The organism is Bordetella sp. 2513F2 (genome assembly GCF_054642735.1).
In genome coordinates, this window is sequence record NZ_CM137755.1 from 2,421,602 (window position 1) to 2,446,520 (window position 24,919).

The window sequence follows — 24,919 nt, forward strand, 5'->3', positions numbered from 1 at the left end:
TTTGGCCCACGCAGTCCATCCAAGCCGATAGCACCAAGGAGCCACCCTATGGCTGTTCGTCGCTTTACTGTTGCTGCACGCCCCTCCCTCGCGTGGGCGATCCTGCGCCGGGCCACGGCCGCCGCCCTGCTGGCCGCCCTGGCGATCGCCGGGGCTCCTGCCGTGGCCGGCAAGCAGGACGGCATCCTGCGCATGGCCTACGACCAGGCCCCGGAGAACATCGATCCCTACTACAACAACGTGCGCATCGGCGTCATCCTGGCGGCCAACGTCTGGGACACCCTGCTCTACCGCGACCCGGTCACCAACGAATACAAGCCGCACCTGGCCAGGAGCTGGACCCAGGTCGACGACAGGACGCTGGAATTCGAACTGCGCGAAGGCATCAAGTTCCACAACGGCGAGCCGTTCGACGCCGATTCGGTGGTCTATACCCTGAATTTCGTCGCAGATCCCAAGAACAAGGCCGTCACCCAGGCCAACGTGAACTGGATCGAGAAGGCCGAGAAGCTCGGCCCCTACAAGGTCCGCGTCGTCACCAAGCAGCCTTTCCCGGCCGCCAGGGAGTACCTGGCCACCACCGGCGTGATCCATCCCGCCAAGTACTATGCCGAAGTCGGCCCGCAGGGCATGAGCGCCAAGCCCGTGGGCACCGGCCCCTACAAGATCGTGGACCACCAGCCCGGCAAATCGGTCACGCTGGAGCGCAATACCGACTACTTCAAGGAGTCGCTCAAGGGCCAGCCCACCATCGACAAGATCGTCATCCGCTTCATACCCGACCGGCAGACGCAGATGGCGGAGGCCCTGGCAGGCAGCCAGGATCTCATCATGAGCGTGCCCAAGGACCAGGCCGAGCAGCTCGAGACCATCCCCACCCTGCAGGTGGTACGCGGCAAGACCATGCGCATCGTGTTCCTGCAGATGAATTCCCGGGACGGCGCCCCGGCCCCGCAGCTCAAGGACATACGCGTGCGCAAGGCCATCATGCACGCCATCGACCGCCCCACCATACTCAAGAACCTGGTGGGCGAAGGCGGCGATCTCCTCGCCGCCATCTGCACGCCCTCCCAGACCGGCTGCACCCAGGACGTCCCCGCCTACCCGTACGATCCCGCCCTGGCCAAGAAGCTGCTGGCCGAGGCGGGCTACCCCAACGGCTTCGAACTCGACATCGCGGCCTACCGCGAACGCCCCCAGACGGAAGCCTTCATCAACTACCTGCAGCAAGTGGGCATACGCGCCAGGCTCAACTTCCTGCAATACGCCGCCATGCGCGACATGGCGCGCGCCAACAAGACGGCGCTCACGCACCAGACCTGGGGTTCCAACCTGGTGAACGACGTCTCCGCCTCCACGCCGGTCTATTTCGGCGGCGGAGCCGACGACCTGACGCACGACCCGCAGGTCATCGCACTGCTCGAAAAGGGCAACAACGCGGTCGATCCGGCCCAGCGCAACGACTACTACAAGCAGGCCCTCACGCGCATAGCGGAGCAGGCCTACGCCGTGCCCATGTGGACGCTGCCGGCCTACTATGTGGCCAACAAAGACCTCGACCTCACCATCTATTCCGACGAGCTCCCCCGCTTCTGGAACATGAGCTGGAAGAAGTAAGGGCCGCAGGGCACGCCCGTCCGCGGCGTGCCCATCCGATCGAGCACAGGGGGAATCCGCATCATGCTGGTCTACGCGCTCAAGCGCCTCGGCCTGGCCGTCCTGGTGGCACTGACCGTCTCCGTCCTGGCGTTCCTGCTGCTGCACCTCTCCGGCGACCCGGCCCTGGCCCTGGCAGGCGACGGCGCCACCCAGGCCGACATCGACATGGTGCGCAAGACGCATGGACTCGATCGCCCCCTGCTGGTGCAGTATGCCGACTGGATCTGGCACGTGCTGCGCGGCGACTTCGGCATATCGGTGTATTTCGATACGCCTGCCGGCCCGCTCATCCTGTCCAAGCTCGGCACCACGCTCATGCTGGGCGTGGCGGCGCTGGGCGTGGCGCTGTACATCTCCATTCCGCTGGGCGTGCTGGCGGCCATCTACAAGGGCAGCCTGATCGACCGCCTCTGCCTGGCCACCGCGGTATTGGGCCAGGCGCTTCCCAATTTCTTCTTCGCCCTGCTGCTCATCATGCTGTTCTCGCTGTCGCTGCGCATCCTGCCGGTCTCGGGCAGCGGCAGCTGGCAGCACTTCGTCATGCCCGCCCTGGCGCTGGGCTATTACGTGGCGCCGGCCTTCATGCGGCTGATCCGCGCGGGCATGATCGAGGTGCTCGGCGCCGACTACATCCGCACCGCACGGGCCAAGGGCCTGCCGGCCCGCACCGTCGTCTTCAAGCACGCTCTGCGCAATGCCATCGTGCCCGTGGTCGCGCTGGCCGCCGTGCAGCTGGGCTACCTGCTGGGCGGCTCGGTGGTGATCGAGACCGTGTTCGCGCTCGACGGCCTGGGCTACCTGGCCTACCAGAGCATCACCTACAAGGATTTCCCGGTGATCCAGCTCATCCTCCTGCTGTTGTCGGTGCTGTACGTGCTGCTCACGCTGGCCTCCGACATCGCCAACGCGTGGCTGGACCCACGCATCCGGGTGGCCTGACCCATGACGACGTCCATCCTCCCCACGCACGCCGGCACCCCGGGGCCGACCTCCGGTGCCCTGTTCCGCCGCCGGCTGCTGCGCAACCACGCCCTGCTGGCCGGCGGCGGCCTGCTGCTGGTCATCGTCTTCATCGCCCTGTTCGCGCCATGGCTGTCGCCGCACGATCCCTACGTCCAGGACCTGGCCTACCGCAACGTGCCGCCCGTCTGGTACGACAAGGGAACCTGGCTGCACCCGCTGGGCACGGACCAGATGGGCCGCGACTACCTGTCGCGCCTTTTCTACGGCGCGCGCATCTCGCTGCTGATCGGCGCCTCGGTGGCCCTGATCTCCGGGCTCATCGGCACGACCCTGGGCATGATGGCGGGCTATTTCGGCGGCCGGATCGACATGGTGGTGTCCTTCCTCGTCACGACCCGGCTGGCCATGCCCGTCATCCTGGTGGCGCTGGCCACGGTGGCGCTGCTGGGCGGCTCGCTGTGGGTGGTGATCCTGGTGCTGGGCCTGCTCAAGTGGGACCGCTATGCGGTCGTCATGCGCAGCGCCACCCAGCAGGTGCGCTCGCTGGAATACGTCGCCGCCGCCCAGGCGGCGGGCGCGTCCACCTGGCGCATCGTCTGGGGCGAAGTGCTGCCCAACGTGGTCCCGCATCTCATCGTCATCGCCACGCTCGAGGCAGCCAGCGCCATCCTGCTGGAAGCCTCGCTGTCCTTCCTGGGCCTGGGCGTCCAGCCGCCCCTGCCCTCCTGGGGCCTGATGATTTCCGAGGCAAAGGCCTACATGTTCTTCTCGTTCTGGCTGATCGCCATTCCCGGCACCGCGCTCGCCCTGCTGATCCTGGCCATCAACCTGGCCGGCGACGGCCTGCACCAGCTCCTGACGCCGGAGGAGAAGGCATGAGCGCCGACGCCGACATCACCCTGGACGTGCAGGGCCTGCAGGTCGACATCGACACCCCGCGCGGCACGCTGCATGCGGTGCGCGACGTATCGTTCCAGGTACGGCGCGGACAGACGCTTTGCCTGGTGGGCGAGTCGGGCTGCGGCAAGTCCATGACCTCCCTCGCCATCATGGGCCTGCTTCCCAGGACGGCCCGGCGCAGCACCCGCCGCCTCAGCCTGATGGGCGAGGACCTGGCCGGGGCCGGCCGCCGGCGCCTCGATGCGCTGCGAGGCGCCCGCATGGCCATGATCTTCCAGGAGCCCATGACGGCCCTCAATCCCGCTTACACGATAGGCGAACAGCTCACCGAGCACTATCGCCTGCACAAGCACGCCGACGTCCGGCAGGCCCGCGACCGCGCAGTGGAATTGCTGGAGAAGGTAGGCATCGCCGCCGCCGCCGGGCGGCTGGCGCAATACCCCCACCAGCTCTCGGGCGGCCTGCGCCAGCGCGTCATGATCGCCATGGCCCTGATGTGCGGCCCCGATCTGCTGATCGCCGACGAACCCAGCACGGCCCTGGACGTGACCATACAGGCCCAGATCCTGCGCCTGCTGGCCGACCTGCAGGCCGAACTCGGCATATCCATGGTGCTCATCACCCACGATCTCGGCGTGGTGGCGCGCATTGCCGACCATGTCGCCGTCATGTACGCCGGGCAGGTGGTCGAATCCGGGCCGGTCGACACGCTCTTTGCCGCGCCCCGGCATCCCTATACGCGCGGCCTGCTCGACTGTATCCCGGTGCCGGGGCGCACCCGGCCGGGCGAGTTGCTGGGCACCATTCCGGGGGTGGTGCCGTCGCTCGTCGGCGACCTCCACGGCTGCGCCTTCCGCGATCGCTGCGCCCATGCGCAGGCGGCCTGCCATGGCGGGATTCCGCTGCAGCAGGCCGGCACGGACCGGCAATGGCGCTGCATCCTGCCGCGCGATGTGCCGCTGCACACCGAGGTGCATGCATGACGCCGCTGCTGCAGGCCGCCATGGTCAGCCGCTCCTTCTCCGTGCGCGCCGGCGCGTTCCAGCCGCGCCGCCAGCTGCAGGCGGTCGACGAAGTCACGCTGGGGATAGAGCGCGGCGGCGTACTGGGCATCGTGGGCGAGTCGGGCTGCGGCAAGTCCACCCTGGCCCGGCTGCTGCTGGGCCTGCTTGCGCCCAGCAAGGGCAGCGTGAAGCTGGATGGCCAGGACATCCGCGACCTGGGCCGCCGGGAACTGGCCCGGCGCGTGCAGCCCGTCTTCCAGGATCCCTACTCTTCGCTTAATCCGCGGCGCAGCATCGCCTCCATCGTTTCGCTGCCGCTGGAGGTGCATGGCATCTCCAATCCCCGCCAGCACAAGGCCATCGAGATGCTCGAACGCGTGGGGCTGCCGCCGCGGCTCGCCCACAACACCCCGGGGCAGCTATCGGGCGGCCAGCGCCAGCGCGTGGCAATCGCCCGCGCCCTGGTCATGCGGCCCGAGATCGTCGTCTGCGACGAGCCTACGTCGGCGCTCGATGTGTCGGTGCAGGCGCAGATCATGAACCTGCTGCTCGAACTGCGCCGTGAATTCAATCTCACCTACGTCTTCATCAGCCACAACCTGGCAGTCGTCGAACACATCGCCACCCAGGTCGCCGTGATGTACCTGGGGCGCGTGGTCGAATCCGCGACGACGCGCGAGCTCTTCGGCAATCCGCAACATCCGTATACCCAGGCGCTGCTGGCCTCGGTGCTCACCCCGGAACCCGGCCTGGGCATCCCCGACACGGGCCTGGGGCTGTCGTTTCCCGACCCCACGAATCCGCCGGCCGGCTGCGCCTTCCATCCCCGCTGCCGGCACGCCATGCCCCGCTGCCGCGAAGAGCGCCCCCTGCTGTTCAATCGCGGGCGGGCCCTGGTAGCGTGCCACCTGTCCCCCCCAGTCCACCAAGGATAAGACCGTGACCCGTGCCCTTGCCATCGAGGAGGCCGAAAGGCAGTTCGATTCCGGCGCCTTCCGCCAGACACTGGCCCGCCGCATCGCCATCCCCACCGAGAGCCAGAATCCTGCACGCGCCAACGCGCTGGCGGACTACCTCGACACCGAGATGCGCCCCGCCTTCGAGGCCATGGGCTTCGAATGCCGCCTGCTCACGCACCCCAAGGCACGCGCCCCCTTCCTGTACGCGCAGCGCATCGAGGATCCTTCCCTGCCCACCGTGTTCGGCTACGGCCACGGTGACGTCATCCGTGGCCTAGAAGCGGAATGGCACCCCGGACTCAGCCCCTGGACCCTCACCGAGTCACAGGGGCGCTGGTACGGCCGCGGCATCGCCGACAACAAGGGCCAGCACTCCATCAACATGGAGGCCCTGCGCATCGTGCTGCAGACGCGCGGCAGGCTGGGATTCAACGCCAAGTACCTCATCGAGATGGGCGAGGAAACCGGCTCGCCGGGGCTGCGCGAGCTGTGCGAGGCCCACGCCGGGCTGTTCGCCGCCGACCTGCTCATCGCCTCCGACGGCCCGCGCCTGCGCGCCGAGCGTCCCACGGTGTTCCTCGGCGCGCGCGGCAGCATCAACTTCGATCTCAGCATCGAGTCCCGCCCGGGCGGGCACCATTCCGGCAACTGGGGCGGCCTGATCTCGAACCCCGGCATCCAGCTGGCGCACGCCATCGCCACGCTGGTCTCGCCCAGCGGCAAGATCCTGGTGCCCGAATGGGTGCCCGACGAGCTGCCTGCGGCGGTCCGTCGCGTGCTGGCCGATTGCGAGGTCGACGGCGGCGCCGACGGCCCCGTCATCGAACCCGATTGGGGCGAACCCGGCCTCACGCCCGCCGAGAAGGTCTTCGGCTGGTGCTCGTTCGAAGTGCTGGCTTACAAGACAGGCAATCCCGACACGCCGGTCAACGCCATCCCGCCACGCGCCTGGGCCCGCTGCCAGCTGCGCTTCGTCGTGGGCGTCGACGTGGACGACCTGCTGCCCGCGCTGCGCCGCCACCTGGATCGCCATGGTTTCCCGATGGTCCGCATCCAGACCACCCGCGAGACACTGTTCCGCGCCACGCGCGTCGATCCCGACAATCCGTGGGTCCGCTGGGCCGTGGACTCCCTGGCCGCGACCACGGGCAAATCGCCCGCCATCCTGCCCAACCTGGGCGGTTCGCTGCCCAATGACATCTTCACCGACGTGCTGGGCCTGTGCACCGTCTGGATACCCCATTCGTACCCGGGCTGCTCGCAGCATGCGCCCAACGAGCACCTGCCGCCGGCGATCCTGCGCGAGGCGCTGCGCATCATGGCGGGGGTGTACTGGGACCTCGGCGAAGCCGGCGTGCCGCCCCGGGCCTGACGAAAAAGCGCTAGCGCTTGCCCGCCCGCAACCGTACCGCTTCGGCCCAGCGCCGGGCCACGACGGGCGAGGTGGCGCAGGTGGCAGTAGCCGTGACGACGCGCACCGCCCGCTCCAGCAGCTGGATGTCGGCCTCGTGCTGGCGCGCCACGTGGGGATCCTCGAAGAAGATCACGCGCTGGCATTCGTGCTCGAGCACCAGCTCGGCGATCTGGGCATCGCCGCCCAGCGGACCGCTCAGGTAGCGCTGTACCCACGGCTGGTCGGCCGGCCAGCCGCGCGACCAGGCCAGCTCATTGAGCAGGCCGCCGGTCGTGCCGGTGGCCACGCGCCGCGCAAACTGCGAAAGCACGTCGAAATGCGCATCGGCGAAGTCCACCATCTCGGCCTTGAGCGCATCGTGGGCGATCAGGGCGATGGTCTGGCCGCCGAAGTTGAAATGGCGCGATACCGCGGGATCGGGGGCGCGGCCGGCCATGATGCGCTCGACCTCGATCCATTCGATGGCGCCGGCCAGCGTCGAGATGAACGGGCGGCCATGGGTGATGCACTGCCGCTTCAGCGCCAGCGCCTCGGGAAAGATCGACGACGGATCCACGGGATCGATCAGGTAGATGGCGCCGTCGAACGGCGCGTCCGCGCCGCGGCCCTCGGTGACGCGCGCCACCAGCTTCATCAGGCCGCCCTCCCGGCCGTACGGATAACGGATCAGCCCCGGATAGCCCTGGAGCATGCCCTCGCGCGAGATCGCGTCGTGCGTGCGGCCCACCGTATGCAGCTGGATGCCCAGTTCGCGGATGCCCGCGGAACTGGCGCGCAGCCAGGCAAACAGCGCCGCATCGGGCGTTTCATGGTGCAGTCGGTTGGCCGCGAGGCCGTAGCGCAGGGTGGCAGTCATGGCAGGAACAGGAACGGGAACGGCTAGCGCGATATTACTGCGCCTGCCGTTCCCGCTGGCATGAGATTACGGGCCTGCAGCCCGGCCTTATTCGGCCTCTTCGATCCAGGCCATCTGGATGGCCTCGAGTATGCGCTCGCCGCAGCGCTCGGGCGCGTCGTCGAAGCCCGGCAGCGCCATCACCCATTCGCGCAGCTGCGTGAACCGCACGGTGGCCGGATCGACATCGGGATGCGCGTCTGCAAGGGCCGCGGCGATGTCGTAGGTATCGATCCACTTCATCAGTGCTCTTCCTTCGCGTGGTTGATGGTGTACTTCGGGATCTCGATGGTGAGGTCCTGGTCGGCGATGCGCGCCTGGCACGACAGGCGCGAGGTGGAGGTCAGGCCCCAGGCCTTGTCGAGCAGGTCCTCCTCGTCGTCGCTGGCATCGTCCAGCGAATTGAAGCCCTGCCGGACCACCACGTGGCAGGTCGTGCAGGCACAGGACAATTCGCACGCGTGCTCGATCTCGATGTCGTGATCGAGCAGCACGCGGCAGATGGACACGCCCTGGGGGGCGTCTTCGATGACGGCGCCCTCGGGGCAGATCTCGGGATGGGGCAATACGGTGAGCTTGGGCATGAGTGACGGAAAATCAGGCGAGTTCGTCCAGTTTACGGCCCGACAGCGCCTTGCGTATGCTGCGGTCCATGCGGCGGGCGGCGAAATCCTCCGTGGCGTCCGACAGCGCCTGCACCGCCGCGCGCACGGCTTCGACGTCGTTCTGCGCGGCAGCGGCGTCGGCCTGCGCCAGGCATGCATCCACCCGCTCGCGTTCGCCAGCGTCGAGCAGGTCGCCGTCGGCCAGCAGCGCGGCGCGCACCGACTCGGCGAGCTGCGCGGCCTCGACCTGCTGTTCGCGCAGCATGCGCGCGCGCGCGTCGCTGTCGGCCTGGGCCACGCTGTCGGCCAGCATGCCTGCGATCTCGTCGTCCGACAATCCATACGAGGGCTTGACCGACACGGCAGCCTCCACGCCCGTGCTCTGCTCGCGCGCCGTCACGCTCAGCAGGCCGTCGGCGTCGACCTGGAAGGTGACGCGGATGCGGGCTGCGCCCGCCACCATGGGCGGGATGCCGCGCAGCTCGAAGCGCGCCAGGGAGCGGCAGTCGGACACCAGGTCGCGCTCGCCCTGCACCACATGCAGGCTCATCGCCGTCTGGCCATCCTTGAACGTGGTGAACTCCTGCGCCCGCGCCACGGGAATGGTGCTGTTGCGCGGGATGATGTGCTCGACCAGCCCGCCCATGGTTTCCAGGCCCAGCGACAGCGGGGTCACGTCCAGCAGCAGCCAGTCTTCGCCGGGGCTGCGGTTGCCCGCCAGCAGGTTCGCCTGCAAAGCCGCGCCCAGGGCCACGACCTGATCCGGATCCAGGTCGATCAGCGGCTCCGTGCCGAACAATTCCTTCACGGCGCGCCGCACCACGGGCATGCGCGTGGCCCCGCCCACCATGACCACGCCCTTCACTTCACCCGGCTGCAGCCCGGCATCGCGCAGCGCGCGGCGGGCGCTTTCGAGCGTGCGGGCCACCAGCGGCTGGGCCAGCGCCTCGAAAGCCGCGCGGGTGAGCGTGGTGGCGATCGTCCGGCCGCCCTGCAGCGTCACGGAGAACTCGGCGCGGTCGTGGTCGCTCAGGGTTTCGCGCGCGCGCCGCGCCGCCACCAGCAGTCCCCGGCGATCGGCGGGCGGCAACGCCTCGACCGATTCCCCCTGGAGCAGGTGCCCGACGATGGCCGCGTCGAAGTCGTCGCCGCCCAGCGCCGTGTCGCCGCCCGTGGCAATCACCTCGAACACGCCCTTGCTCAGGCGCAGGATCGATACGTCGAACGTGCCCCCGCCCAGGTCATAGACGGCATAGACGCCCTCTGCGGCGTTGTCCAATCCATACGCGATGGCCGCGGCGGTGGGTTCGTTGAGCAGCCGCAGCACATTCAGCCCGGCCAGCCTGGCGGCATCCCGCGTGGCCTGGCGCTGCGCGTCGTCGAAGTAGGCCGGCACGGTGATCACGGCCCCGACCAGGTCGTCGCCCAGCACGTCTTCGGCCCGCTGGCGCAGCACCGCAAGAATCTGCGCCGAGACTTCCACCGGGCTCAGGTCGCCGTGCACGGTGCGCAGGCGCACCATGCCCGGGGCATCGACGAAATCGTAGGGCGCGCCGGTGGCGCGGGCCTCGCCGATCGTGCGCCCCATGAAGCGCTTCACGGACACGACCGTATTGTGGGGATCCTCGGCCTGCCGTGCCAGCGCATCGTGCCCGATGACGACACGCCCGCCCTGCAGGTACTGCACCGCAGACGGGAGCAGAGGCCTGCCATGGGCATCGGGCAGGACCTCCGCCACGCTGCTGCGCACGGCGGCCACCAACGAGTTCGTGGTACCGAGGTCGATGCCCACCGCCAGGCGGCGTTGATGGGGGGCCGGGGATTCCCCCGGCTCGGAAATCTGCAATAAAGCCATATCTCGCTTCGGTGGTGGGGCGGGATTGAAGGTGTACGACGGCCCTAGGCCTGGACGGCAGCCAGTTCCTGCGCCAGCTTCTCGACGAACATCCACTCGCGCACCTTGCGGCCCGCCTCGGCGTAGTCGCCTCGATCATCGAGCAGTTCGGCCAGCGTGGCCCGCATCTGGGCACGTGCGTCCTCGAGCTCGGCGCGCAGCTGCGCCGCCGCGGCCGGATCTTCGCGCGCCTCGTCGAGCAGTTCGCGCCAGCTCATCTGCTGCATCAGGAAGTCCGGCTCCATCGCGGTATTGCTTTCCGTCTGCAGGTCGACGCCTGCCTGTTCGCACAGATAGCGGGCGCGCGCCAGCGGGTCGCGCAACACGCGATAGGCCTCGTTGGCACGCGCCGCCCACTGCATCGCCACGCGGCGTTCCGCGGGGCTGGCCGTGGCGTAACGGTCGGGATGCACCTGGGCGGCCACCCGGCGCCAGCTCTGTTCCAGCGCATCGGCATCGAGGCGGAAACGTGCCGGCAGCCCGAACAGCCCGAAATGATCGTCGCGCGTCGTCACGTGCTAGACCGTAAAGGACTCGCCGCAGCCGCAGGTCGCCTTCTCGTTGGGGTTGCGGAACTTGAACCCCTCGTTCAGGCCCTCGCGGGCGTAGTCGAGCTCCGTGCCGTCGATGTAGGCCAGGCTCTTGGGGTCGACATAGACCTTGACGCCGAAGTTCTCGAAGACGAGGTCTTCGGCCGCGGGCTCGTCCACGTACTCGAGCTTGTAGGCCATGCCCGAGCACCCGGTCGTGCGCACGCCCAGCCGCAGGCCGATGCCCTTGCCCCGTTTCTGCAGGTAGCGGCTGATGTGGTCGGCCGCCTGTTGGGTCAGGGTAACGGCCATGTCAGTTCGCTGCCGCAGCCTCGGGTTGCGCCACCGCCTGGGGGGTGCCGTGCTTAGCCTTGTAGTCCTGCACGGCGGCCTTGATGGCGTCCTCGGCCAGGATGGAGCAGTGGATCTTCACGGGCGGCAGCGCCAGTTCCTCGGCGATCTGCGTGTTGCGGATGTTCATCGCCTCGTCGAGCGTCTTGCCCTTGACCCACTCGGTGACCAGCGAGCTGGATGCGATGGCCGAGCCGCAGCCGTAGGTCTTGAAGCGCGCATCCTGGATGACGCCGTCGGCGCCCACCTTGATCTGCAGCTTCATGACGTCGCCACAGGCCGGCGCCCCGACCATGCCGGTGCCGACCGACTCGTCGCCCTTCTCGAACGAACCCACGTTGCGGGGATTCTCGTAGTGATCCAGAACCTTGTTGCTATATGCCATGATGATTTCTCCTGCCTGTGTTCCAGGCCGCTCAGTGCGCGGCCCACTGCACGCTGTTCAAATCGATGCCTTCCTGGGCCATCTCCCAGAGCGGCGACATGTCGCGCAGCTTGCCGACACGGCTCTTGATGAGTTCGATCGTGAAATCGATCTCCTGCTCGGTGGTGAAGCGGCCCAGTGTGAAACGGATGGAGCTGTGCGCGAGCTCGTCGTTGCGGCCCAGGGCGCGCAGCACGTACGAGGGCTCCAGGCTCGCCGAGGTGCACGCCGAACCGCTGGAGACGGCGAGCTCCTTGATGGCCATGATGAGCGACTCGCCCTCGACATAATTGAAGCTGATGTTGAGGTTGTGCGGCACACGGTGTTCCATGCTGCCGTTGATGTATACCTCTTCGATCTGCGTCAGGCCGGCCAGCAGGCGATCGCGCAGCATGCGGATGCGCTCGTTTTCCGTGCCCATCTCTTCGCGGGCCAGGCGGAAGGCCTCGCCCATGCCGACGATCTGGTGCGTGGCCAGCGTGCCCGAGCGGAAGCCCCGCTCGTGCCCGCCGCCGTGTATCTGCGCCTCGATGCGCACGCGCGGCTTGCGACGGACGTACAGCGCGCCGATGCCCTTGGGGCCGTACGTCTTGTGCGCCGAGAACGACATCAGGTCGACCTTGAGCTTCTGCAGGTCGATCTCGACCTTGCCCGTGGCCTGGGCCGCATCCACGTGAAAGATGATGCCCTTCTCGCGGCAGATCTCGCCGATCGTCTCGACGTCCTGGATCACGCCGATCTCGTTGTTGACCATCATCACGGAGACGAGGATGGTGTCGGGCCGCAACGCCGCCTTGAAGACATCCAGGTCGAGCAGGCCGTCTTCCTTCACGTCGAGGTAGGTGACCTCGAAGCCCTGGCGCTCCAGTTCGCGACAGGTGTCCAGCACGGCCTTGTGCTCGGTCTTGACGGTGATGACGTGCTTGCCGCGCTCGGCGTAGAAATTCGCGGCGCCCTTGATGGCCAGGTTGTCGGACTCGGTGGCGCCGGAGGTCCAGATGATCTCGCGCGGATCGGCATTGACCAGCTTGGCGACTTCCTCGCGCGCCTTTTCGACGGCGTCCTCGGCCTCCCAGCCGAAGGCGTGGCTGCGCGAAGCCGGATTGCCGAAGCTCTCGTACAGCCAGGGGATCATCTTGTCGACCACACGGGGATCGACAGGCGTGGTGGCCGAATAGTCCAGGTAGATCGGACGGGTAGAACTCATGATTGCAGCTCCTGATGCTTATGCTGTGGCGTTGGCGGCGACGGCGGTCGTGGGCGCGTTGGCCGCGCCGGCCCCCACGCGGTCGACGCGCACCGAGCAACCCTGTGCCTGATTGTTGGCTTCCTGCAGCTGGCGGACGCGTTGCTGGTCGACCAGATCCTGCAGGGACACCGAATCCAGGTAGTCCACCATCTTGCGGTTGAGCGTGGCCCAGAGTTCGTGCGTCATGCACTTGCCGGGCCGGCCGTCGTTGCCGCTGGTGCAGTCGCGCTTGCCGCCACAGCTGGTGGCGTCGAGCGGCTCGTCGACGGCGAAGATGATGTCTGCCACCGTGACGTTGCGCGCCAGACGCGCCAGGGAATAACCGCCGCCCGGGCCCCGCACGCTGTCGACCAGCTCGTGGCGGCGCAGCTTGCCGAACAGCTGTTCCAGGTACGAAAGCGAAATGTTTTGCCGCTGGCTGATGGCCGCGAGTGTAACCGGACCGCTGTGCTGGCGCATGGCGAGGTCGATCATGGCAGTCACCGCGAAACGCCCTTTGGTAGTTAGCCGCATGGTGGGTGTCCTGTGTGTCTTGGAACGCGCCCGGCGCAGGAAGCCGGACGACCAATACCTGAGTAATTGCCTCAAGTATAGCAAATTCCCGACTAAATCGCTAGGCCACTTGGACGGAAAAAACCGCGCCGTGGCGCGGTTTGTTTGACCGAGGAAGACCCAGCCCGCCGCAGCACCCTGCTGCGGCGCCGGCTACGCCGCCTGATATTGCGTGGCGCGCTTGCGCACCAGCTCGAGCACGCCCTGGCAGGCGTCTTCGAGATAGTCGAGGACCTTGTTGAAGCCTTCAGGGCCGCCGTAGTACGGATCGGGCACCGTAGCTTCTTCGTACTCGTTGGCGAAGCGCATCAGCAGCATGAGCTTGTGCTGGTATGCCTTCGGGCATTGCTGCTGCAGCGCCGAAAGATTGTCCCAGTCCATGGCCAGGATCAGGTCGAATTCGCGGAAATCGTCCTGGGTGACCTGGCGGGCCTCACAGTGGTTGATGTCGTAGCCGCGCTTGCGGGCAGCGGCCAACGCCCGGGCGTCCGGCGCCTCGCCGATATGGAAGGCGTGCGTGCCTGCGGAATCGACGCGGACGACATCACCCAGCCCGGCATCGTTCACCATATGACGGAACACGCCCTCTGCGCTCGGCGAGCGGCAGATATTGCCCATGCAAACGAAAAGTACCTTGGTCATCATGGGCGTAAGTGTGCGGGAAAACCCGGAATATAGCAAGCTTTTTTTGCAATTGCGCAATCGCCATGAGGCCAATAGGGCGAAGCAATTTTCCCAATAAATTCAATATATTGAGCGACCTACTTATCGTACGACATGAGATGGGAAGCGGCTTTGCATGCGGCACCGCATGCAAACCCGCCAGGACAGCTACACGCGCTATACGGCGCCGTCGAGCAGCACCCGCCTCTTGAGCGCATTGAGCGCGTCCCGCGCCGCCGCAGCCTGCTCGAATTCGAGGTTGCGGGCATGCTCCATCATCTGTTTCTCGAGGCGCTTGATTTCCCGCGCCAGGGCCTTCTCGTCGGTCAGGGCCTCCAGCGGCACGGCTGCCTCCAGCGCATCGTGCGCGACGGGAGCCACGACGCCGTCGATCAACTCGCGCACCGCCTTGTTCACCCCGCGCGCCGTGATGCCATGGTCGAGGTTGTGCTGGATCTGCTTGTTGCGGCGCCGCTCGGTCTCGTCCATGGCGCGGCGCATCGAATCGGTGATCCGGTCGGCATAGAGGATGGCATGCCCGTTGATGTTGCGCGCCGCCCGGCCGATGGTCTGGATCAGGCTGCGCTCGGAACGCAGGAAGCCCTCCTTGTCGGCATCCAGGATGGCCACCAGCGAGACCTCGGGAATATCCAGCCCCTCGCGCAGCAGGTTGATGCCCACCAGCACGTCGAACGTGCCCAGCCGCAGGTCGCGGATGATCTCGACGCGCTCCACGGTATCGATGTCGGAATGCAGGTACCGCACCTTGACCCCGTGCTCGGCGAGGAAGTCGGTGAGATCCTCTGCCATGCGCTTGGTGAGCGTGGTGACCAGGACCCGCTCGCCCACGGCCACCCGCACCTTGATCTCGCCCAGCAGGTCGTCGACCTGGCTGTGCGCCGGCCTGACCTCCACCTGCGGGTCGACCAGGCCCGTGGGGCGCACCACCTGCTCCACCACGTTGTCGGCATGCTCCTGTTCGTAGGCGGCCGGCGTGGCCGAGACGAACACGCACTGGCGCATCCTGGCCTCGAACTCCTCGAGCCGCAGCGGACGGTTGTCCAGCGCCGACGGCAGCCGGAAACCATATTGCACGAGCGTTTCCTTGCGCGAGCGGTCGCCCCGGTACATGCCGCCCAACTGCCCGATGGTGACGTGGCTTTCGTCGATGAACATCAGGGCATCGGCCGGCAGGTAATCGATGAGCGTGGGCGGAGGCTCTCCGGGCGCGGCCCCCGACAGATGCCGCGAATAGTTCTCGATGCCCTTGCAGAATCCCAGCTCCTGCAGCATCTCGAGGTCGAAGCGGGTGCGTTGCTCCAGGCGCTGAGCCTCCACCAGCTTGCCTTCCGCCGTGAACTGCGCCAGCCGCTCGCGCAGCTCCTGCTTGATGGTCTCGATCGCGCGCAGCACGGTTTCGCGGGGCGTGACGTAGTGCGAGCCGGGATAGACGGTGAACCGCGGCACCTTCTGGCGCACGCGGCCCGTCAGGGGATCGAACAGTTCCAGCGTCTCGACCTCGTCGTCGAAGAGGCTGATGCGCAGCGCGAGCTCCGGGCTTTCCGCGGGAAACACGTCGATGGTCTCGCCCCGGGCTCGGAAGGTGCCGCGGGTGAAATCGGCGTCATTGCGGGTGTATTGCATGGCCACCAGCCGCGCCAGGATCTCGCGCCGGGAGACGCGGTCGCCGGCGCGCAGGATCAGCACCATCGCGTGGTAGTCGCCGGGATTGCCGATACCGTAGATGCAGGACACCGTCCCGACGATCACCGTGTCGCGCCGCTCCAGCAGGCTCTTGGTGGCCGACAGCCGCATCTGCTCGATGTGCTCGTTCACCGAGGAGTCCTTCTCGATGAAGAGGTCGCGCGTGGGCACGTAGGCCTCGGGCTGGTAGTAGTCGTAGTATGAAACAAAGTACTCCACCGCATTGCGCGGAAAGAACTCGCGCATTTCGGCATACAGCTGGGCCGCCAGCGTCTTGTTGGGCGCCAGTATCAGGGCCGGGCGCCCCAGGCGCGCGATGACGTTGGCCATGGTGTAGGTCTTGCCCGAACCCGTCACGCCCAGCAGGGTCTGGTACATGAGGCCATCGGCCATGCCGTCCACCAGGCCCTGGATCGCGGCGGGCTGGTCGCCGGCCGGCGGATAGGGCTGGTACAGCTGGAAGGGGCTGTCGGGAAATTCGACGTATCCAGGAGCGGTCATGCTAGACTGTCTCTCAGGGTAAACCCCCCATTATCCACAGCACCTGTCGGTGCGTCCACCACCCATTCCACGTCCATGAGCAACCTCTTCGCATCCGTCGAACTCGCTCCGCGCGATCCCATTCTAGGCCTGAACGAGCAATTCAACGCCGATACCCGCCCCGGCAAAGTGAACCTGGGCATCGGGGTGTACTACGACGACGAAGGCCGCATTCCCCTGCTGCAGGCGGTGCGCAAGGCGGAAGTTGCCCGTATCGAGGCGGCCGCCGCCCGCGGCTACCTGCCCATCGAGGGCATCGCGGGCTACAACAAGGGTGCGCAGACGCTCCTGCTGGGCGCCGACTCGCCCCTGGTGGCCGCCGGCCGGGTGCTCACCACGCAGGCGCTGGGCGGCACGGGCGCGCTCAAGATCGGCGCCGACTTCCTGCGCCAGCTGCTGCCCGGCTCCAAGGTGCTGATCAGCAACCCCAGCTGGGAAAATCACCGCGCCCTGTTCGAGCGCGCCGGCTTCCCCGTCGAGAATTACACCTACTACGACCCCGCCACGCGCGGCCTGAACTTCGAGGGCATGCTGGCCGACCTCCAGGCGGCCGCGCCCAAGACCATCGTCGTGCTGCACGCCTGCTGCCACAACCCCACCGGCGCGGATCCCACCCCCGAGCAGTGGAAGCAGATTGCCGACGTGGTCAAGGCCCGCGACCTCGTTCCCTTCCTCGACATCGCCTACCAGGGGTTCGGCGCAGGCCTGCAGGAAGATGCCGAGGCGGTGCGCCTGTTCGCGGGCCTGGACATCACCATGCTGGTGAGTTCCTCGTTCTCCAAGTCGTTCTCGCTGTACGGCGAGCGCGTGGGCGCCCTCACCGTGGTCGCCGGCGACAAGGACGAGGCCGGCCGTGTGCTGAGCCAGCTCAAGCGCGTCATCCGCACCAACTATTCCAACCCGCCCACGCACGGGGGCACACTGGTGGCGTCCATCCTCAACACGCCCGAGCTCTACGCCCTGTGGGAGCAGGAACTGGCCGGCATGCGCGATCGCATCCGCCTGATGCGCCAGCAACTGGTCGACAAGATCAAGGCCCACGGCGCCACCCAGGACTTCAGCTTCGTGCTGCGCCAGCGCGGCATGTTCTCCTACTCGGGCCTGACCTCCGAGCAGGTCGACCGCCTGCGCGAAGAGCACGGCATCTATGCCGTCGGCAGCGGCCGCATCTGCGTGGCGGCGCTGAACAGCCGCAACATCGACGCCGTTGCGGCCGGCATCGCGGCCGTGATCAAGTAGACACCTCTTCCGGCAGGCGGCACAGCCCGCCGGCACATACGGGGCCTGCGGGCCCCGTTTTCTTTGGGCGGCCGCTCCCGGCATGGGCTTGAGACTTGCTTTTTTCTGATTCGTCCCCCAGAATTCGCCTGTATATACGTACAGTCTCCGTGCCCACGGATCACGCCATGGCCATCAAACTCACGGAACGCCAGCAGCAAATCCTCGATCTCATCCGCCTCACGGTGGCGCGCACCGGTTTCCCGCCCACCCGCGCCGAGATCGCGCAGGCCCTGGGGTTCCGCTCGCCCAACGCCGCCGAAGACCACCTGAAGGCCCTGGCCCGCAAGGGGGCCATCGAGCTCACGGCAGGCGCGTCGCGCGGCATCCGCCTCAAGGATGCGGACGGCGCCGGCATGCCCCCTGCCCCCGCGGCCGCGGCCCTGGGCCACCTGCTGCTGCCCCTGGTCGGGCGCGTCGCCGCCGGCAGCCCCATACTGGCCACCGAGCACGTGGAACGCGAAATCGGGGTGGATCCGGGCCTGTTCTCCCAATCGCCGGATTATCTGCTCAAGGTCCGGGGCATGAGCATGCGAGACGCCGGCATCCTCGAGGGCGACCTGCTTGCCGTCAAGAAAACCGTCGAGGCCCGCAATGGCCAGATCGTGGTGGCCCGCCTCGACGACGAAGTCACGGTCAAGCGGCTGCAGCGCCAGAACGGCCGCATCGAGCTGCTGCCCGAGAACCCCGACTACACCCCCATCATCGTCCAGCCCGACCAGGACTTTGCACTGGAAGGCATCGCCGTCGGGCTAATACGCACCCAGCCGCTGCACTAAGCCCGGCAAACGCGCGGGCACGAAAAAAACCCGCCATCGCTGGCGGGTTTTTCGTTGGACGGATCCGAGGACTCAGTGCTTCACCAGCGGATCGCTGGAGCCCGATTCCACCGGCTTGGCCACCAGCGACTCTTCCTTGACGGCCTCTTCCTCGGACAGGGGTTCGGGCAGGCGCTCCAGCGCCAGCTCGAGCACCTTGTCGATCCAGCGCACGGGCACGATCTCGAGGAAGTTCTTGACGTTGTCCGGAATCTCGGCGAGATCCTTGACGTTCTCCTCGGGGATCAGCACGGTCTTGATGCCGCCGCGATGCGCGGCCAGCAGCTTCTCCTTGAGACCGCCGATGGGCAGCACTTCGCCGCGCAGCGTGATCTCGCCGGTCATGGCGACGTCTGCACGCACCGGGATGCGCGAAAGCGCCGAGACCATGGCCGTGGTGATGGCGATGCCGGCGGACGGTCCGTCCTTGGGCGTGGCGCCCTCGGGCACGTGCACGTGCATGTCGCGCTTCTCGAACACGGCATCGGTGAATCCCAGCCGGCGGGCGCGGGAGCGCACCACCGTACGGGCCGCCTCGACGGACTCCTTCATGACGTCGCCAAGCGAACCGGTGCGCTGGATGTTGCCCTTGCCCGGCATGTCGGCCACCTCGATGGTGAGCAGGTCGCCCCCCACTTCGGTCCAGGCCAGGCCGGTGACCTGCCCGATCTGGTTTTCCTTCTCGGCCATGCCGAAGTTGTACCGGCGCACACCCAGGTAGTCGTTGAGGTTCTCCGAGTTGACCACCACGGGGGTCGTGGTCGCGGCGGACTGGTCTTTCTGGGTGAGCAGCTTCTTCACCACCTTGCGGCAGATCTTGCCGACTTCGCGCTCGAGCGCACGCACGCCCGCCTCACGGGTGTAGTAGCGCACGATGTCGCGCAATGCCGAATCGTCGACGGAGAGCTCGGTGTCCTTCACGCCGTTGTTCTTCATCAGCTTGGGCAGCAGATGGTCGCGGGCGATATGGATCTTCTCGTCCTCGGTATAGCCCGACAGGCGGATGACCTCCATGCGATCCAGCAGCGCAGGCGGGATGTTCAGCGTGTTGCTGGTGGCAACGAACATCACGTCGGACAGGTCGAAGTCGACCTCGATGTAGTGGTCCTGGAACGTATGGTTCTGCTCCGGATCCAGCACCTCGAGCAGCGCCGAGGAGGGATCGCCGCGGAAGTCCATGCCCAGCTTGTCGATCTCGTCGAGCAGGAACAGCGGATTGCGCACGCCGACCTTGCTCATGTTCTGCAGGATCTTGCCCGGCATGGAACCGATGTAGGTACGGCGATGGCCGCGGATCTCGGCCTCGTCGCGGACGCCGCCCAGGGCCATGCGCACGAACTTGCGGTTCGTGGCCTTGGCGATGGACTGGCCCAGGGACGTCTTGCCCACGCCCGGAGGCCCCACCAGGCAGAGGATGGGCGCCTTGACCTTGTCGACGCGCTGCTGCACCGCGAGGTACTCGAGGATGCGTTCCTTGACCTTCTCAAGGCCGTAGTGGTCGTTGTCCAGCACCGTTTCGGCGTTGGTGATGGAGTTGTTGATCTTGCTCTTCTTCTTCCAGGGAAGATTGATGAGCGTGTCGATGTAGTTGCGCACCACGGTGGCTTCCGCCGACATGGGCGACATGAGCTTGAGCTTCTTGAGCTCGGCGTCGGCCTTCTTGCGGGCCTCCTTGGGCATGTGCGCGGCGATGATCTTCTTTTCGAGCTCTTCGATGTCGGCGCCCTCTTCGCCCTCGCCGAGCTCCTTCTGGATGGCCTTGACCTGCTCGTTCAGGTAGTAGTCGCGCTGGCTCTTCTCCATCTGCTTCTTGACGCGGCCGCGGATGCGCTTCTCGACCTGGAGGATGTCGATCTCCGTCTCGAGCTGCGTGAGCAGGCCCTCAAGGCGCTCGGAAGTGCCGGTGACTTCGAGCATGCTCTGTTTCTGCTCGAGCTTCAGCGGCAGGTGCGCGGCGATGGTGTCGGCCAGCCGGCCGGCGTCGTCGATCCCGGCCAGCGAGGTGAGGATCTCGGGCGGGATCTTCTTGTTGAGCTTCACGTACTGCTCGAACTGGGCCACGATGGCGCGGCGCAGCGCCTCGGTTTCGGCGCCCTGCATCGTGTCGGGCGCAATGGGCGTGACCTGGCACGTGAAATGGGATTCGGCGTCCTGGATGCTGTCGATGCGGGCACGCTGGGTGCCCTCTACCAGCACCTTGACGGTGCCGTCGGGCAGCTTGAGCATCTGCAGAATGCCGGCGACGCAGCCGATCTCGTAGACGTCTTCAGGCGTGGGGTCGTCCTTGCCGGCCGACTTCTGGGCAACCAGCATGATGCTCTTGCCGGCCTCCATGGCCACTTCCAGCGCGCGGATCGAGCGCGGACGGCCCACGAACAGCGGGATGACCATGTGCGGGAACACCACCACGTCGCGCAACGGCAGCAGCGGAAGGTCGATGGGTTCGGAGGGCAGGGTCTGACTGGCAGACATAGAGAATTCCTCGATGTGACTCGGCGTATTGGGGACAGGTGTGGCGGACTGCGTGCCTTGCCTGCTCGGTTACGTCTGATATGGGAACAATAGCCGAAAATTCAAGCCGTGATTGCCAGGATGGCAGGGAGATGCAAAAAAACCCGTTCATGACGGGTTTTTTTGCCGCCGGACCTCTGCCCCAGCCAGAAACGTGCCCACGGAAGCGGGCGGCCGGCATGGCGTGGCGGCGCTCCTGCGATGTGCGGATCAGGCAGCGGCGTTGCGTACCTCGCCCCGGCCCGACTTGCCGTCGGAGTCGGACGATTCGTCGGCGTAGATCAGCAGGGGCTTGCCGTCGCCTTCGACGGCGCCGTCATCGAGCACCACCCGCTTGACGTTGCCCTGGGAGGGCAGATCGTACATGGTGTCGAGCAGCGCGGCCTCGAGGATGGAACGCAGCCCGCGGGCGCCCGTCTTGCGGCGCAGTGCCTTGCGCGCAATGGCCTTCAGGGCGCTGGGCCGCACGTCGAGCTCGGCCCCTTCCATGGCGAACAGCTTCTGGAACTGCTTGACCAGGGAATTCTTGGGCTCGGTGAGGATCTGCACCAGAGCGGCCTCGTCGAGTTCGTCGAGCGTGGCAACCACGGGCAGACGGCCCACCAGCTCGGGAATCAGGCCGAACTTGATGAGGTCCTCGGGCTCGACTTCGCTGAAGAGTTCGCCCACGCCGCGCTCGGACTTGGCCCGGACCGAGGCGCCGAAGCCGATGCCCGACTTCTCGGTGCGGTCGCGGATGACCTTTTCCAGGCCGTCGAACGCCCCGCCCACGATGAACAGGATGTTGGTGGTGTCGACCTGGACGAAATCCTGGTTGGGATGCTTGCGCCCGCCCTGCGGCGGCACCGAGGCCACCGTGCCTTCGATGAGCTTGAGCAGGGCCTGCTGCACGCCTTCGCCCGAGACGTCGCGCGTGATGGACGGGTTGTCGGACTTGCGCGAGATCTTGTCGATCTCGTCGATGTAGATGATGGCACGCTGGGCCTTCTCGACATCGTAGTTGCAGTTCTGCAGCAGCTTCTGGATGATGTTCTCGACATCCTCGCCCACGTAGCCGGCTTCGGTGAGCGTGGTGGCGTCGGCCATGACGAACGGCACGTTCAGCATGCGCGCGAGCGTCTGGGCCAGCAGCGTCTTGCCGGAGCCCGTAGGCCCGATCAGCATGATGTTGCTCTTGGAGAGCTCGACCTCGTCGCCCTTGATCTCGCCGTGCCGTATGCGCTTGTAGTGGTTGTACACCGCCACCGCCAGCATGCGCTTGGGGCCGGTCTGGCCGATCACGTACTGGTCGAGGAAGGTCTTGATCTCTGCGGGCGTGGGCAACTCGGAGCGAATGGCGGCGCGCGCGTTGGCCTGCGCCTCCTCGCGGATGATGTCGTTGCAGAGGTCTATGCACTCATCGCAGATGAATACGGACGGACCTGCGATCAGCTTGCGGACTTCATGCTGGCTCTTGTTGCAGAACGAGCAATGCAGCACCTTCGCGTCTGCCGATCCCTTTTTCTCAGGCATAAGTGTTTCGTGTCTCTGGTGATGAAGCCCCGGCCGCGGCGGATGCCGTGGGGCCGGCGCATTCAACGCTTACTTGAAAAATGACGGCAGTGCATGACCCGGAAGGGCCGCTCGCGCTCAGGCCTCCGCGCGGGAGGTCAGGAGCTTGTCCACCAGACCATACGATACCGCATCTTCGGCGGACATGAAGTTGTCGCGCTCGGTGTCCACGGCGATGCGCTCGACCGGCTGGCCGGTATTCTCGGCCAGGATGCGGTTCAGGCGCTCGCGCAGGTCGAGGATCTCCTTGGCCTGGATCTGGATGTCGCTGGCCTGGCCCTGGGCGCCGCCCGAGGGCTGGTGGATCATGATGCGCGAATTGGGCAGCGTGAACCGCTTGCCCTTCTTGCCCGCCGCCAGCAGGAAGGCCCCCATGCTGGCAGCCAGGCCGGTGCACAGCGTGGAGACGTCGGGCTTGATGAACTGCATGGTGTCGTAGATCGCCATGCCCGCATACACCGACCCGCCGGGGGAATTGATGTAGAACGAGATGTCCTTGTCGGGGTTCTCCGATTCCAGGAACAGCAACTGCGCCACCACCAGGTTGGCCGTGGCGTCGTTGACCGGACCGACCAGGAAGATGACCCGCTCGCGCAACAGGCGCGAGTAGATGTCGTAGGCGCGCTCGCCGCGCCCGGACTGCTCGATGACCATGGGGATATACCCCAGGCCGGTGGGAGTCTGCGTCTGGGTGACCGAGGCTCCGCCGTTCATTGCTGCATAGAAATCGGTGAAACGCTGCATGGTTATGCCATCCCCATCAACTGATCGAAGGGCACCTTCTCTTCGGTAACCTTGGCTTGGCCCAGGACATGGGCCACGACATTGTCTTCCAGCACGATGGCCTCGATTTCGGCACGGCGCTGGCGATCGGAGAGATAGTAGCTGACCACCTGGGCGGGCTGCTCGTAGTTCTCCGCGAATTCCTCGATGCGGGCACGCACCTGCTCAGGCTTGGCCTGCAGCTGGGCCTGCTTGACGAGTTCGGACACCAGCAGGCCCAGGCGCACGCGGCGCTCGGACTCGGCGGCGAACACCTCGTTGGGCATCGGGACCGAATCGGCGTTGGGAACGCCGCGCTGCTTCAGTTCTTCGCGCGCCGCGGCGACCCGGTTCTGCACGTCGCTCTCGACGAGGGCCTTGGGCACGTCGAACTTGCCGGCTTCGACCAGCGCGTCCATCACGCTGCTCTTGGTGCGGGCCTGGAGACGGTTCTTGACCTCGCGCTCGATGTTGGCGCGGATGTCGGCCCTGAGCTTGTCGACGTCGCCTTCGGCCTGGCCCAGCGACTTGGCGAACTCGCCGTCGACCACAGGCAGCACGCCCTCGGCCACTTCCTTCACCGTGATGGTGAATTCAGCCGTCTTGCCGGCCACTTCGCGGCCCTGGTAGTCGTCGGGGAAGCTGAGCGGGAACACCTTGGTGTCGCCGGCCTTGAGGCCGCGCGCCGCCTCCTCGAATTCGGGCAGCATGCGGCCCTGGCCGAGGACGAACGGGAAGTCCTCGGCCTTGCCACCTTCGAACGGCACGCCGTCGATGGTGCCGGCGAAATCGAGCACCACGCGGTCGCCGTCCTGGGCGGCACGATCGGCGCGGGGCTCATAGGTGGCGCGCTGCTTGCGCAGCACGTCGATGGTCTGCTCGACCTCCGCGTCGGTGACGTCGGTGGCGTAGCGCGTGACCGACAGCGCGGCGAGGTCGGGCACGGCAACCTCGGGATAGACCTCGAAGGTGGCGGAGAACGCCAGCGTGCCCTCGGGCACGTTTTCGGTCTTGGGTTCGAGCGACGGCATGCCGGCCACGCGCAGCTTGGCGCTGTCGATGGCCTGCTCGAAGGCGCGGCCGACCTGGGTATTGATCACGTCATAGCGAATGCCGGGGCCATGGCTGCGCTCGAGCATCGCCAGCGGGGCCTTGCCCGGGCGAAAGCCCGGCACCTTGGCCGTGCGGGCCACGCGCTTCAATTGCGCCTGGACTTCCTTTTCGACGTCGGCCACCGAGACGGCCAGATCAATACGGCGCTCCAGGCCGGAGAGGGTTTCAACCACAGGCTGCATTCAAAGACCTATTTTCCGAGAAGTAAGGGAGACGAACGGATAAACAGGTCATTTTACCGGAAAGTCGCCAAGCGCCTCCGGCCCCTGCCACCACGCTGGGGAAACCCCGGCTGCCAGCAGCCTCAGCCCGTGACCGTGATGTTCTTGGCGCTGGGCCCCTTGGGGCCCTCCGCGACCTCGAACGAGACGCGCTGGTTTTCCTGCAGGGATTTGTAGCCCTCGCTCCGGATTTCGGAGTAATGGGCGAACAGATCCTTGCTGCCGTCGTCGGGAACGATGAAGCCATACCCCTTCTCGGCGTTGAACCATTTGACGATACCAGTTGCCATGGGAACCACCCTGCAGGTAGCGATTGCTCGCGGAAAGGCCAGATGCTCAAGCAGGAAGGAACGCCGGCC

The 24,919-nt window shown here is 66.6% G+C and carries 24 protein-coding genes; 8 read left to right on the forward strand and 16 right to left on the reverse strand.

Features of this window, described 5'->3' with window-relative positions; genetic code table 11:
* Window positions 1–48 precede the first annotated feature (48 nt).
* From ACYBYQ_RS11425 to ACYBYQ_RS11450, 6 genes are all read left to right on the forward strand, one after another.
* Complete coding sequence (locus tag ACYBYQ_RS11425) at window positions 49–1,617, forward strand: ABC transporter substrate-binding protein (protein WP_459614312.1); 1,569 nt, start codon at window positions 49–51, stop codon at window positions 1,615–1,617.
* Window positions 1,618–1,680: 63 nt separating this feature from the next.
* On the forward strand, window positions 1,681–2,598 hold the full coding sequence (locus ACYBYQ_RS11430; protein ID WP_459614313.1) for an ABC transporter permease: 918 nt from the start codon (window positions 1,681–1,683) through the stop codon (window positions 2,596–2,598).
* 3 nt (window positions 2,599–2,601) lie between these two features.
* The gene (locus ACYBYQ_RS11435) at window positions 2,602–3,501 is read left to right on the forward strand and encodes an ABC transporter permease (RefSeq protein WP_459614314.1); all 900 of its coding nucleotides are present in this window, start codon (window positions 2,602–2,604) and stop codon (window positions 3,499–3,501) included.
* A complete protein-coding gene (locus tag ACYBYQ_RS11440; protein ID WP_459614315.1) occupies window positions 3,498–4,505 on the forward strand; it encodes an ABC transporter ATP-binding protein in 1,008 nt (335 codons plus the stop codon). Before ACYBYQ_RS11435 ends, ACYBYQ_RS11440 begins: the two co-directional genes overlap by 4 nt.
* Entirely contained in the window at window positions 4,502–5,461 is a 960-nt protein-coding gene (locus ACYBYQ_RS11445; RefSeq protein WP_459614316.1) for an ABC transporter ATP-binding protein, read from the forward strand. The genes ACYBYQ_RS11440 and ACYBYQ_RS11445 overlap by 4 nt, the downstream gene beginning before the upstream one ends.
* 4 nt (window positions 5,462–5,465) lie before the next feature.
* Window positions 5,466–6,857, forward strand: a complete 1,392-nt coding sequence (locus ACYBYQ_RS11450) for a M20 family metallopeptidase (RefSeq protein WP_459614317.1) — start codon at window positions 5,466–5,468, stop codon at window positions 6,855–6,857.
* Between the two features lie 10 nt (window positions 6,858–6,867).
* Here ACYBYQ_RS11450 and ACYBYQ_RS11455 read toward each other — a convergent pair whose 3' ends face one another.
* The 11 genes from ACYBYQ_RS11455 to uvrB all read right to left on the reverse strand — a co-directional run bounded on the left by ACYBYQ_RS11455 (window position 6,868) and on the right by uvrB (window position 16,267).
* Complete coding sequence (locus ACYBYQ_RS11455) at window positions 6,868–7,755, reverse strand: methylglyoxal synthase (protein ID WP_459614318.1); 888 nt, start codon at window positions 7,753–7,755, stop codon at window positions 6,868–6,870.
* An 87-nt stretch (window positions 7,756–7,842) separates the two neighbouring features.
* The gene (iscX, locus tag ACYBYQ_RS11460) at window positions 7,843–8,037 is read right to left on the reverse strand and encodes a Fe-S cluster assembly protein IscX (protein WP_459614319.1); all 195 of its coding nucleotides are present in this window, start codon (window positions 8,035–8,037) and stop codon (window positions 7,843–7,845) included.
* The gene (gene fdx / locus ACYBYQ_RS11465) at window positions 8,037–8,378 is read right to left on the reverse strand and encodes an ISC system 2Fe-2S type ferredoxin (protein ID WP_459614320.1); all 342 of its coding nucleotides are present in this window, start codon (window positions 8,376–8,378) and stop codon (window positions 8,037–8,039) included. The genes iscX and fdx overlap by 1 nt, the downstream gene beginning before the upstream one ends.
* 13 nt (window positions 8,379–8,391) lie before the next feature.
* Window positions 8,392–10,254 (reverse strand): Fe-S protein assembly chaperone HscA, encoded by a 1,863-nt coding sequence (gene hscA / locus ACYBYQ_RS11470; RefSeq protein ID WP_459614321.1) that lies wholly within the window; start codon window positions 10,252–10,254, stop codon window positions 8,392–8,394.
* Between the two features lie 44 nt (window positions 10,255–10,298).
* Window positions 10,299–10,808, reverse strand: a complete 510-nt coding sequence (gene hscB / locus ACYBYQ_RS11475) for a Fe-S protein assembly co-chaperone HscB (protein WP_459614322.1) — start codon at window positions 10,806–10,808, stop codon at window positions 10,299–10,301.
* A gap of 3 nt (window positions 10,809–10,811) precedes the next feature.
* The gene (gene iscA, locus ACYBYQ_RS11480) at window positions 10,812–11,135 is read right to left on the reverse strand and encodes an iron-sulfur cluster assembly protein IscA (RefSeq protein ID WP_459614323.1); all 324 of its coding nucleotides are present in this window, start codon (window positions 11,133–11,135) and stop codon (window positions 10,812–10,814) included.
* A 1-nt stretch (window position 11,136) separates the two neighbouring features.
* Window positions 11,137–11,559 carry a Fe-S cluster assembly scaffold IscU gene (iscU, locus tag ACYBYQ_RS11485; protein WP_459614324.1) on the reverse strand — a complete coding sequence of 141 codons (423 nt, stop codon included), beginning with the start codon at window positions 11,557–11,559 and terminating at the stop codon, window positions 11,137–11,139.
* A gap of 31 nt (window positions 11,560–11,590) precedes the next feature.
* Entirely contained in the window at window positions 11,591–12,805 is a 1,215-nt protein-coding gene (locus ACYBYQ_RS11490) for an IscS subfamily cysteine desulfurase (RefSeq protein ID WP_459614325.1), read from the reverse strand.
* A gap of 18 nt (window positions 12,806–12,823) precedes the next feature.
* On the reverse strand, window positions 12,824–13,360 hold the full coding sequence (gene iscR / locus ACYBYQ_RS11495) for a Fe-S cluster assembly transcriptional regulator IscR (RefSeq protein ID WP_459614326.1): 537 nt from the start codon (window positions 13,358–13,360) through the stop codon (window positions 12,824–12,826).
* Window positions 13,361–13,552: 192 nt separating this feature from the next.
* On the reverse strand, window positions 13,553–14,044 hold the full coding sequence (locus ACYBYQ_RS11500) for a low molecular weight protein-tyrosine-phosphatase (protein ID WP_459614327.1): 492 nt from the start codon (window positions 14,042–14,044) through the stop codon (window positions 13,553–13,555).
* Between the two features lie 195 nt (window positions 14,045–14,239).
* Entirely contained in the window at window positions 14,240–16,267 is a 2,028-nt protein-coding gene (gene uvrB, locus ACYBYQ_RS11505; protein ID WP_459614328.1) for an excinuclease ABC subunit UvrB, read from the reverse strand.
* A gap of 75 nt (window positions 16,268–16,342) precedes the next feature.
* On the opposite strand from uvrB, the gene ACYBYQ_RS11510 reads away from it, so the two are divergent.
* On the forward strand, window positions 16,343–17,545 hold the full coding sequence (locus ACYBYQ_RS11510; RefSeq protein WP_459614329.1) for an amino acid aminotransferase: 1,203 nt from the start codon (window positions 16,343–16,345) through the stop codon (window positions 17,543–17,545).
* Window positions 17,546–17,712: 167 nt separating this feature from the next.
* The gene (lexA, locus tag ACYBYQ_RS11515) at window positions 17,713–18,363 is read left to right on the forward strand and encodes a transcriptional repressor LexA (RefSeq protein ID WP_459614330.1); all 651 of its coding nucleotides are present in this window, start codon (window positions 17,713–17,715) and stop codon (window positions 18,361–18,363) included.
* 72 nt (window positions 18,364–18,435) lie between these two features.
* Here lexA and lon read toward each other — a convergent pair whose 3' ends face one another.
* The 5 genes from lon to ACYBYQ_RS11540 form a co-directional block, all read right to left on the reverse strand.
* Window positions 18,436–20,874 carry an endopeptidase La gene (gene lon / locus ACYBYQ_RS11520; RefSeq protein ID WP_459614331.1) on the reverse strand — a complete coding sequence of 813 codons (2,439 nt, stop codon included), beginning with the start codon at window positions 20,872–20,874 and terminating at the stop codon, window positions 18,436–18,438.
* A 249-nt stretch (window positions 20,875–21,123) separates the two neighbouring features.
* The gene (gene clpX, locus ACYBYQ_RS11525; protein WP_459614332.1) at window positions 21,124–22,425 is read right to left on the reverse strand and encodes an ATP-dependent Clp protease ATP-binding subunit ClpX; all 1,302 of its coding nucleotides are present in this window, start codon (window positions 22,423–22,425) and stop codon (window positions 21,124–21,126) included.
* A gap of 117 nt (window positions 22,426–22,542) precedes the next feature.
* Window positions 22,543–23,208 (reverse strand): ATP-dependent Clp endopeptidase proteolytic subunit ClpP, encoded by a 666-nt coding sequence (gene clpP, locus ACYBYQ_RS11530; RefSeq protein ID WP_459614333.1) that lies wholly within the window; start codon window positions 23,206–23,208, stop codon window positions 22,543–22,545.
* 2 nt (window positions 23,209–23,210) lie between these two features.
* The gene (gene tig / locus ACYBYQ_RS11535; RefSeq protein ID WP_459614334.1) at window positions 23,211–24,521 is read right to left on the reverse strand and encodes a trigger factor; all 1,311 of its coding nucleotides are present in this window, start codon (window positions 24,519–24,521) and stop codon (window positions 23,211–23,213) included.
* A gap of 122 nt (window positions 24,522–24,643) precedes the next feature.
* On the reverse strand, window positions 24,644–24,850 hold the full coding sequence (locus ACYBYQ_RS11540) for a cold-shock protein (protein ID WP_459614335.1): 207 nt from the start codon (window positions 24,848–24,850) through the stop codon (window positions 24,644–24,646).
* Window positions 24,851–24,919 lie beyond the last annotated feature (69 nt).

Bases quoted from the DNA above. Each gene is read 5' to 3' on its own strand.
- iscA (WP_459614323.1), bottom strand. From the start codon at position 11,135: ATGGCCGTTACCCTGACCCAACAGGCGGCCGACCACATCAGCCGCTAC.
- tig (WP_459614334.1), bottom strand. From the start codon at position 24,521: ATGCAGCCTGTGGTTGAAACCCTCTCCGGCCTGGAGCGCCGTATTGAT.
- ACYBYQ_RS11430 (WP_459614313.1), top strand. From the start codon at position 1,681: ATGCTGGTCTACGCGCTCAAGCGCCTCGGCCTGGCCGTCCTGGTGGCA.
- clpP (WP_459614333.1), bottom strand. From the start codon at position 23,208: ATGCAGCGTTTCACCGATTTCTATGCAGCAATGAACGGCGGAGCCTCG.
- ACYBYQ_RS11455 (WP_459614318.1), bottom strand. From the start codon at position 7,755: ATGACTGCCACCCTGCGCTACGGCCTCGCGGCCAACCGACTGCACCAT.
- lon (WP_459614331.1), bottom strand. From the start codon at position 20,874: ATGTCTGCCAGTCAGACCCTGCCCTCCGAACCCATCGACCTTCCGCTG.
- ACYBYQ_RS11425 (WP_459614312.1), top strand. From the start codon at position 49: ATGGCTGTTCGTCGCTTTACTGTTGCTGCACGCCCCTCCCTCGCGTGG.
- ACYBYQ_RS11440 (WP_459614315.1), top strand. From the start codon at position 3,498: ATGAGCGCCGACGCCGACATCACCCTGGACGTGCAGGGCCTGCAGGTC.
- iscU (WP_459614324.1), bottom strand. From the start codon at position 11,559: ATGGCATATAGCAACAAGGTTCTGGATCACTACGAGAATCCCCGCAAC.
- ACYBYQ_RS11490 (WP_459614325.1), bottom strand. From the start codon at position 12,805: ATGAGTTCTACCCGTCCGATCTACCTGGACTATTCGGCCACCACGCCT.
- ACYBYQ_RS11510 (WP_459614329.1), top strand. From the start codon at position 16,343: ATGAGCAACCTCTTCGCATCCGTCGAACTCGCTCCGCGCGATCCCATT.
- clpX (WP_459614332.1), bottom strand. From the start codon at position 22,425: ATGCCTGAGAAAAAGGGATCGGCAGACGCGAAGGTGCTGCATTGCTCG.
- fdx (WP_459614320.1), bottom strand. From the start codon at position 8,378: ATGCCCAAGCTCACCGTATTGCCCCATCCCGAGATCTGCCCCGAGGGC.
- ACYBYQ_RS11500 (WP_459614327.1), bottom strand. From the start codon at position 14,044: ATGATGACCAAGGTACTTTTCGTTTGCATGGGCAATATCTGCCGCTCG.
- ACYBYQ_RS11540 (WP_459614335.1), bottom strand. From the start codon at position 24,850: ATGGCAACTGGTATCGTCAAATGGTTCAACGCCGAGAAGGGGTATGGC.
- iscX (WP_459614319.1), bottom strand. From the start codon at position 8,037: ATGAAGTGGATCGATACCTACGACATCGCCGCGGCCCTTGCAGACGCG.
- ACYBYQ_RS11435 (WP_459614314.1), top strand. From the start codon at position 2,602: ATGACGACGTCCATCCTCCCCACGCACGCCGGCACCCCGGGGCCGACC.
- lexA (WP_459614330.1), top strand. From the start codon at position 17,713: ATGGCCATCAAACTCACGGAACGCCAGCAGCAAATCCTCGATCTCATC.
- iscR (WP_459614326.1), bottom strand. From the start codon at position 13,360: ATGCGGCTAACTACCAAAGGGCGTTTCGCGGTGACTGCCATGATCGAC.
- hscA (WP_459614321.1), bottom strand. From the start codon at position 10,254: ATGGCTTTATTGCAGATTTCCGAGCCGGGGGAATCCCCGGCCCCCCAT.
- ACYBYQ_RS11445 (WP_459614316.1), top strand. From the start codon at position 4,502: ATGACGCCGCTGCTGCAGGCCGCCATGGTCAGCCGCTCCTTCTCCGTG.
- uvrB (WP_459614328.1), bottom strand. From the start codon at position 16,267: ATGACCGCTCCTGGATACGTCGAATTTCCCGACAGCCCCTTCCAGCTG.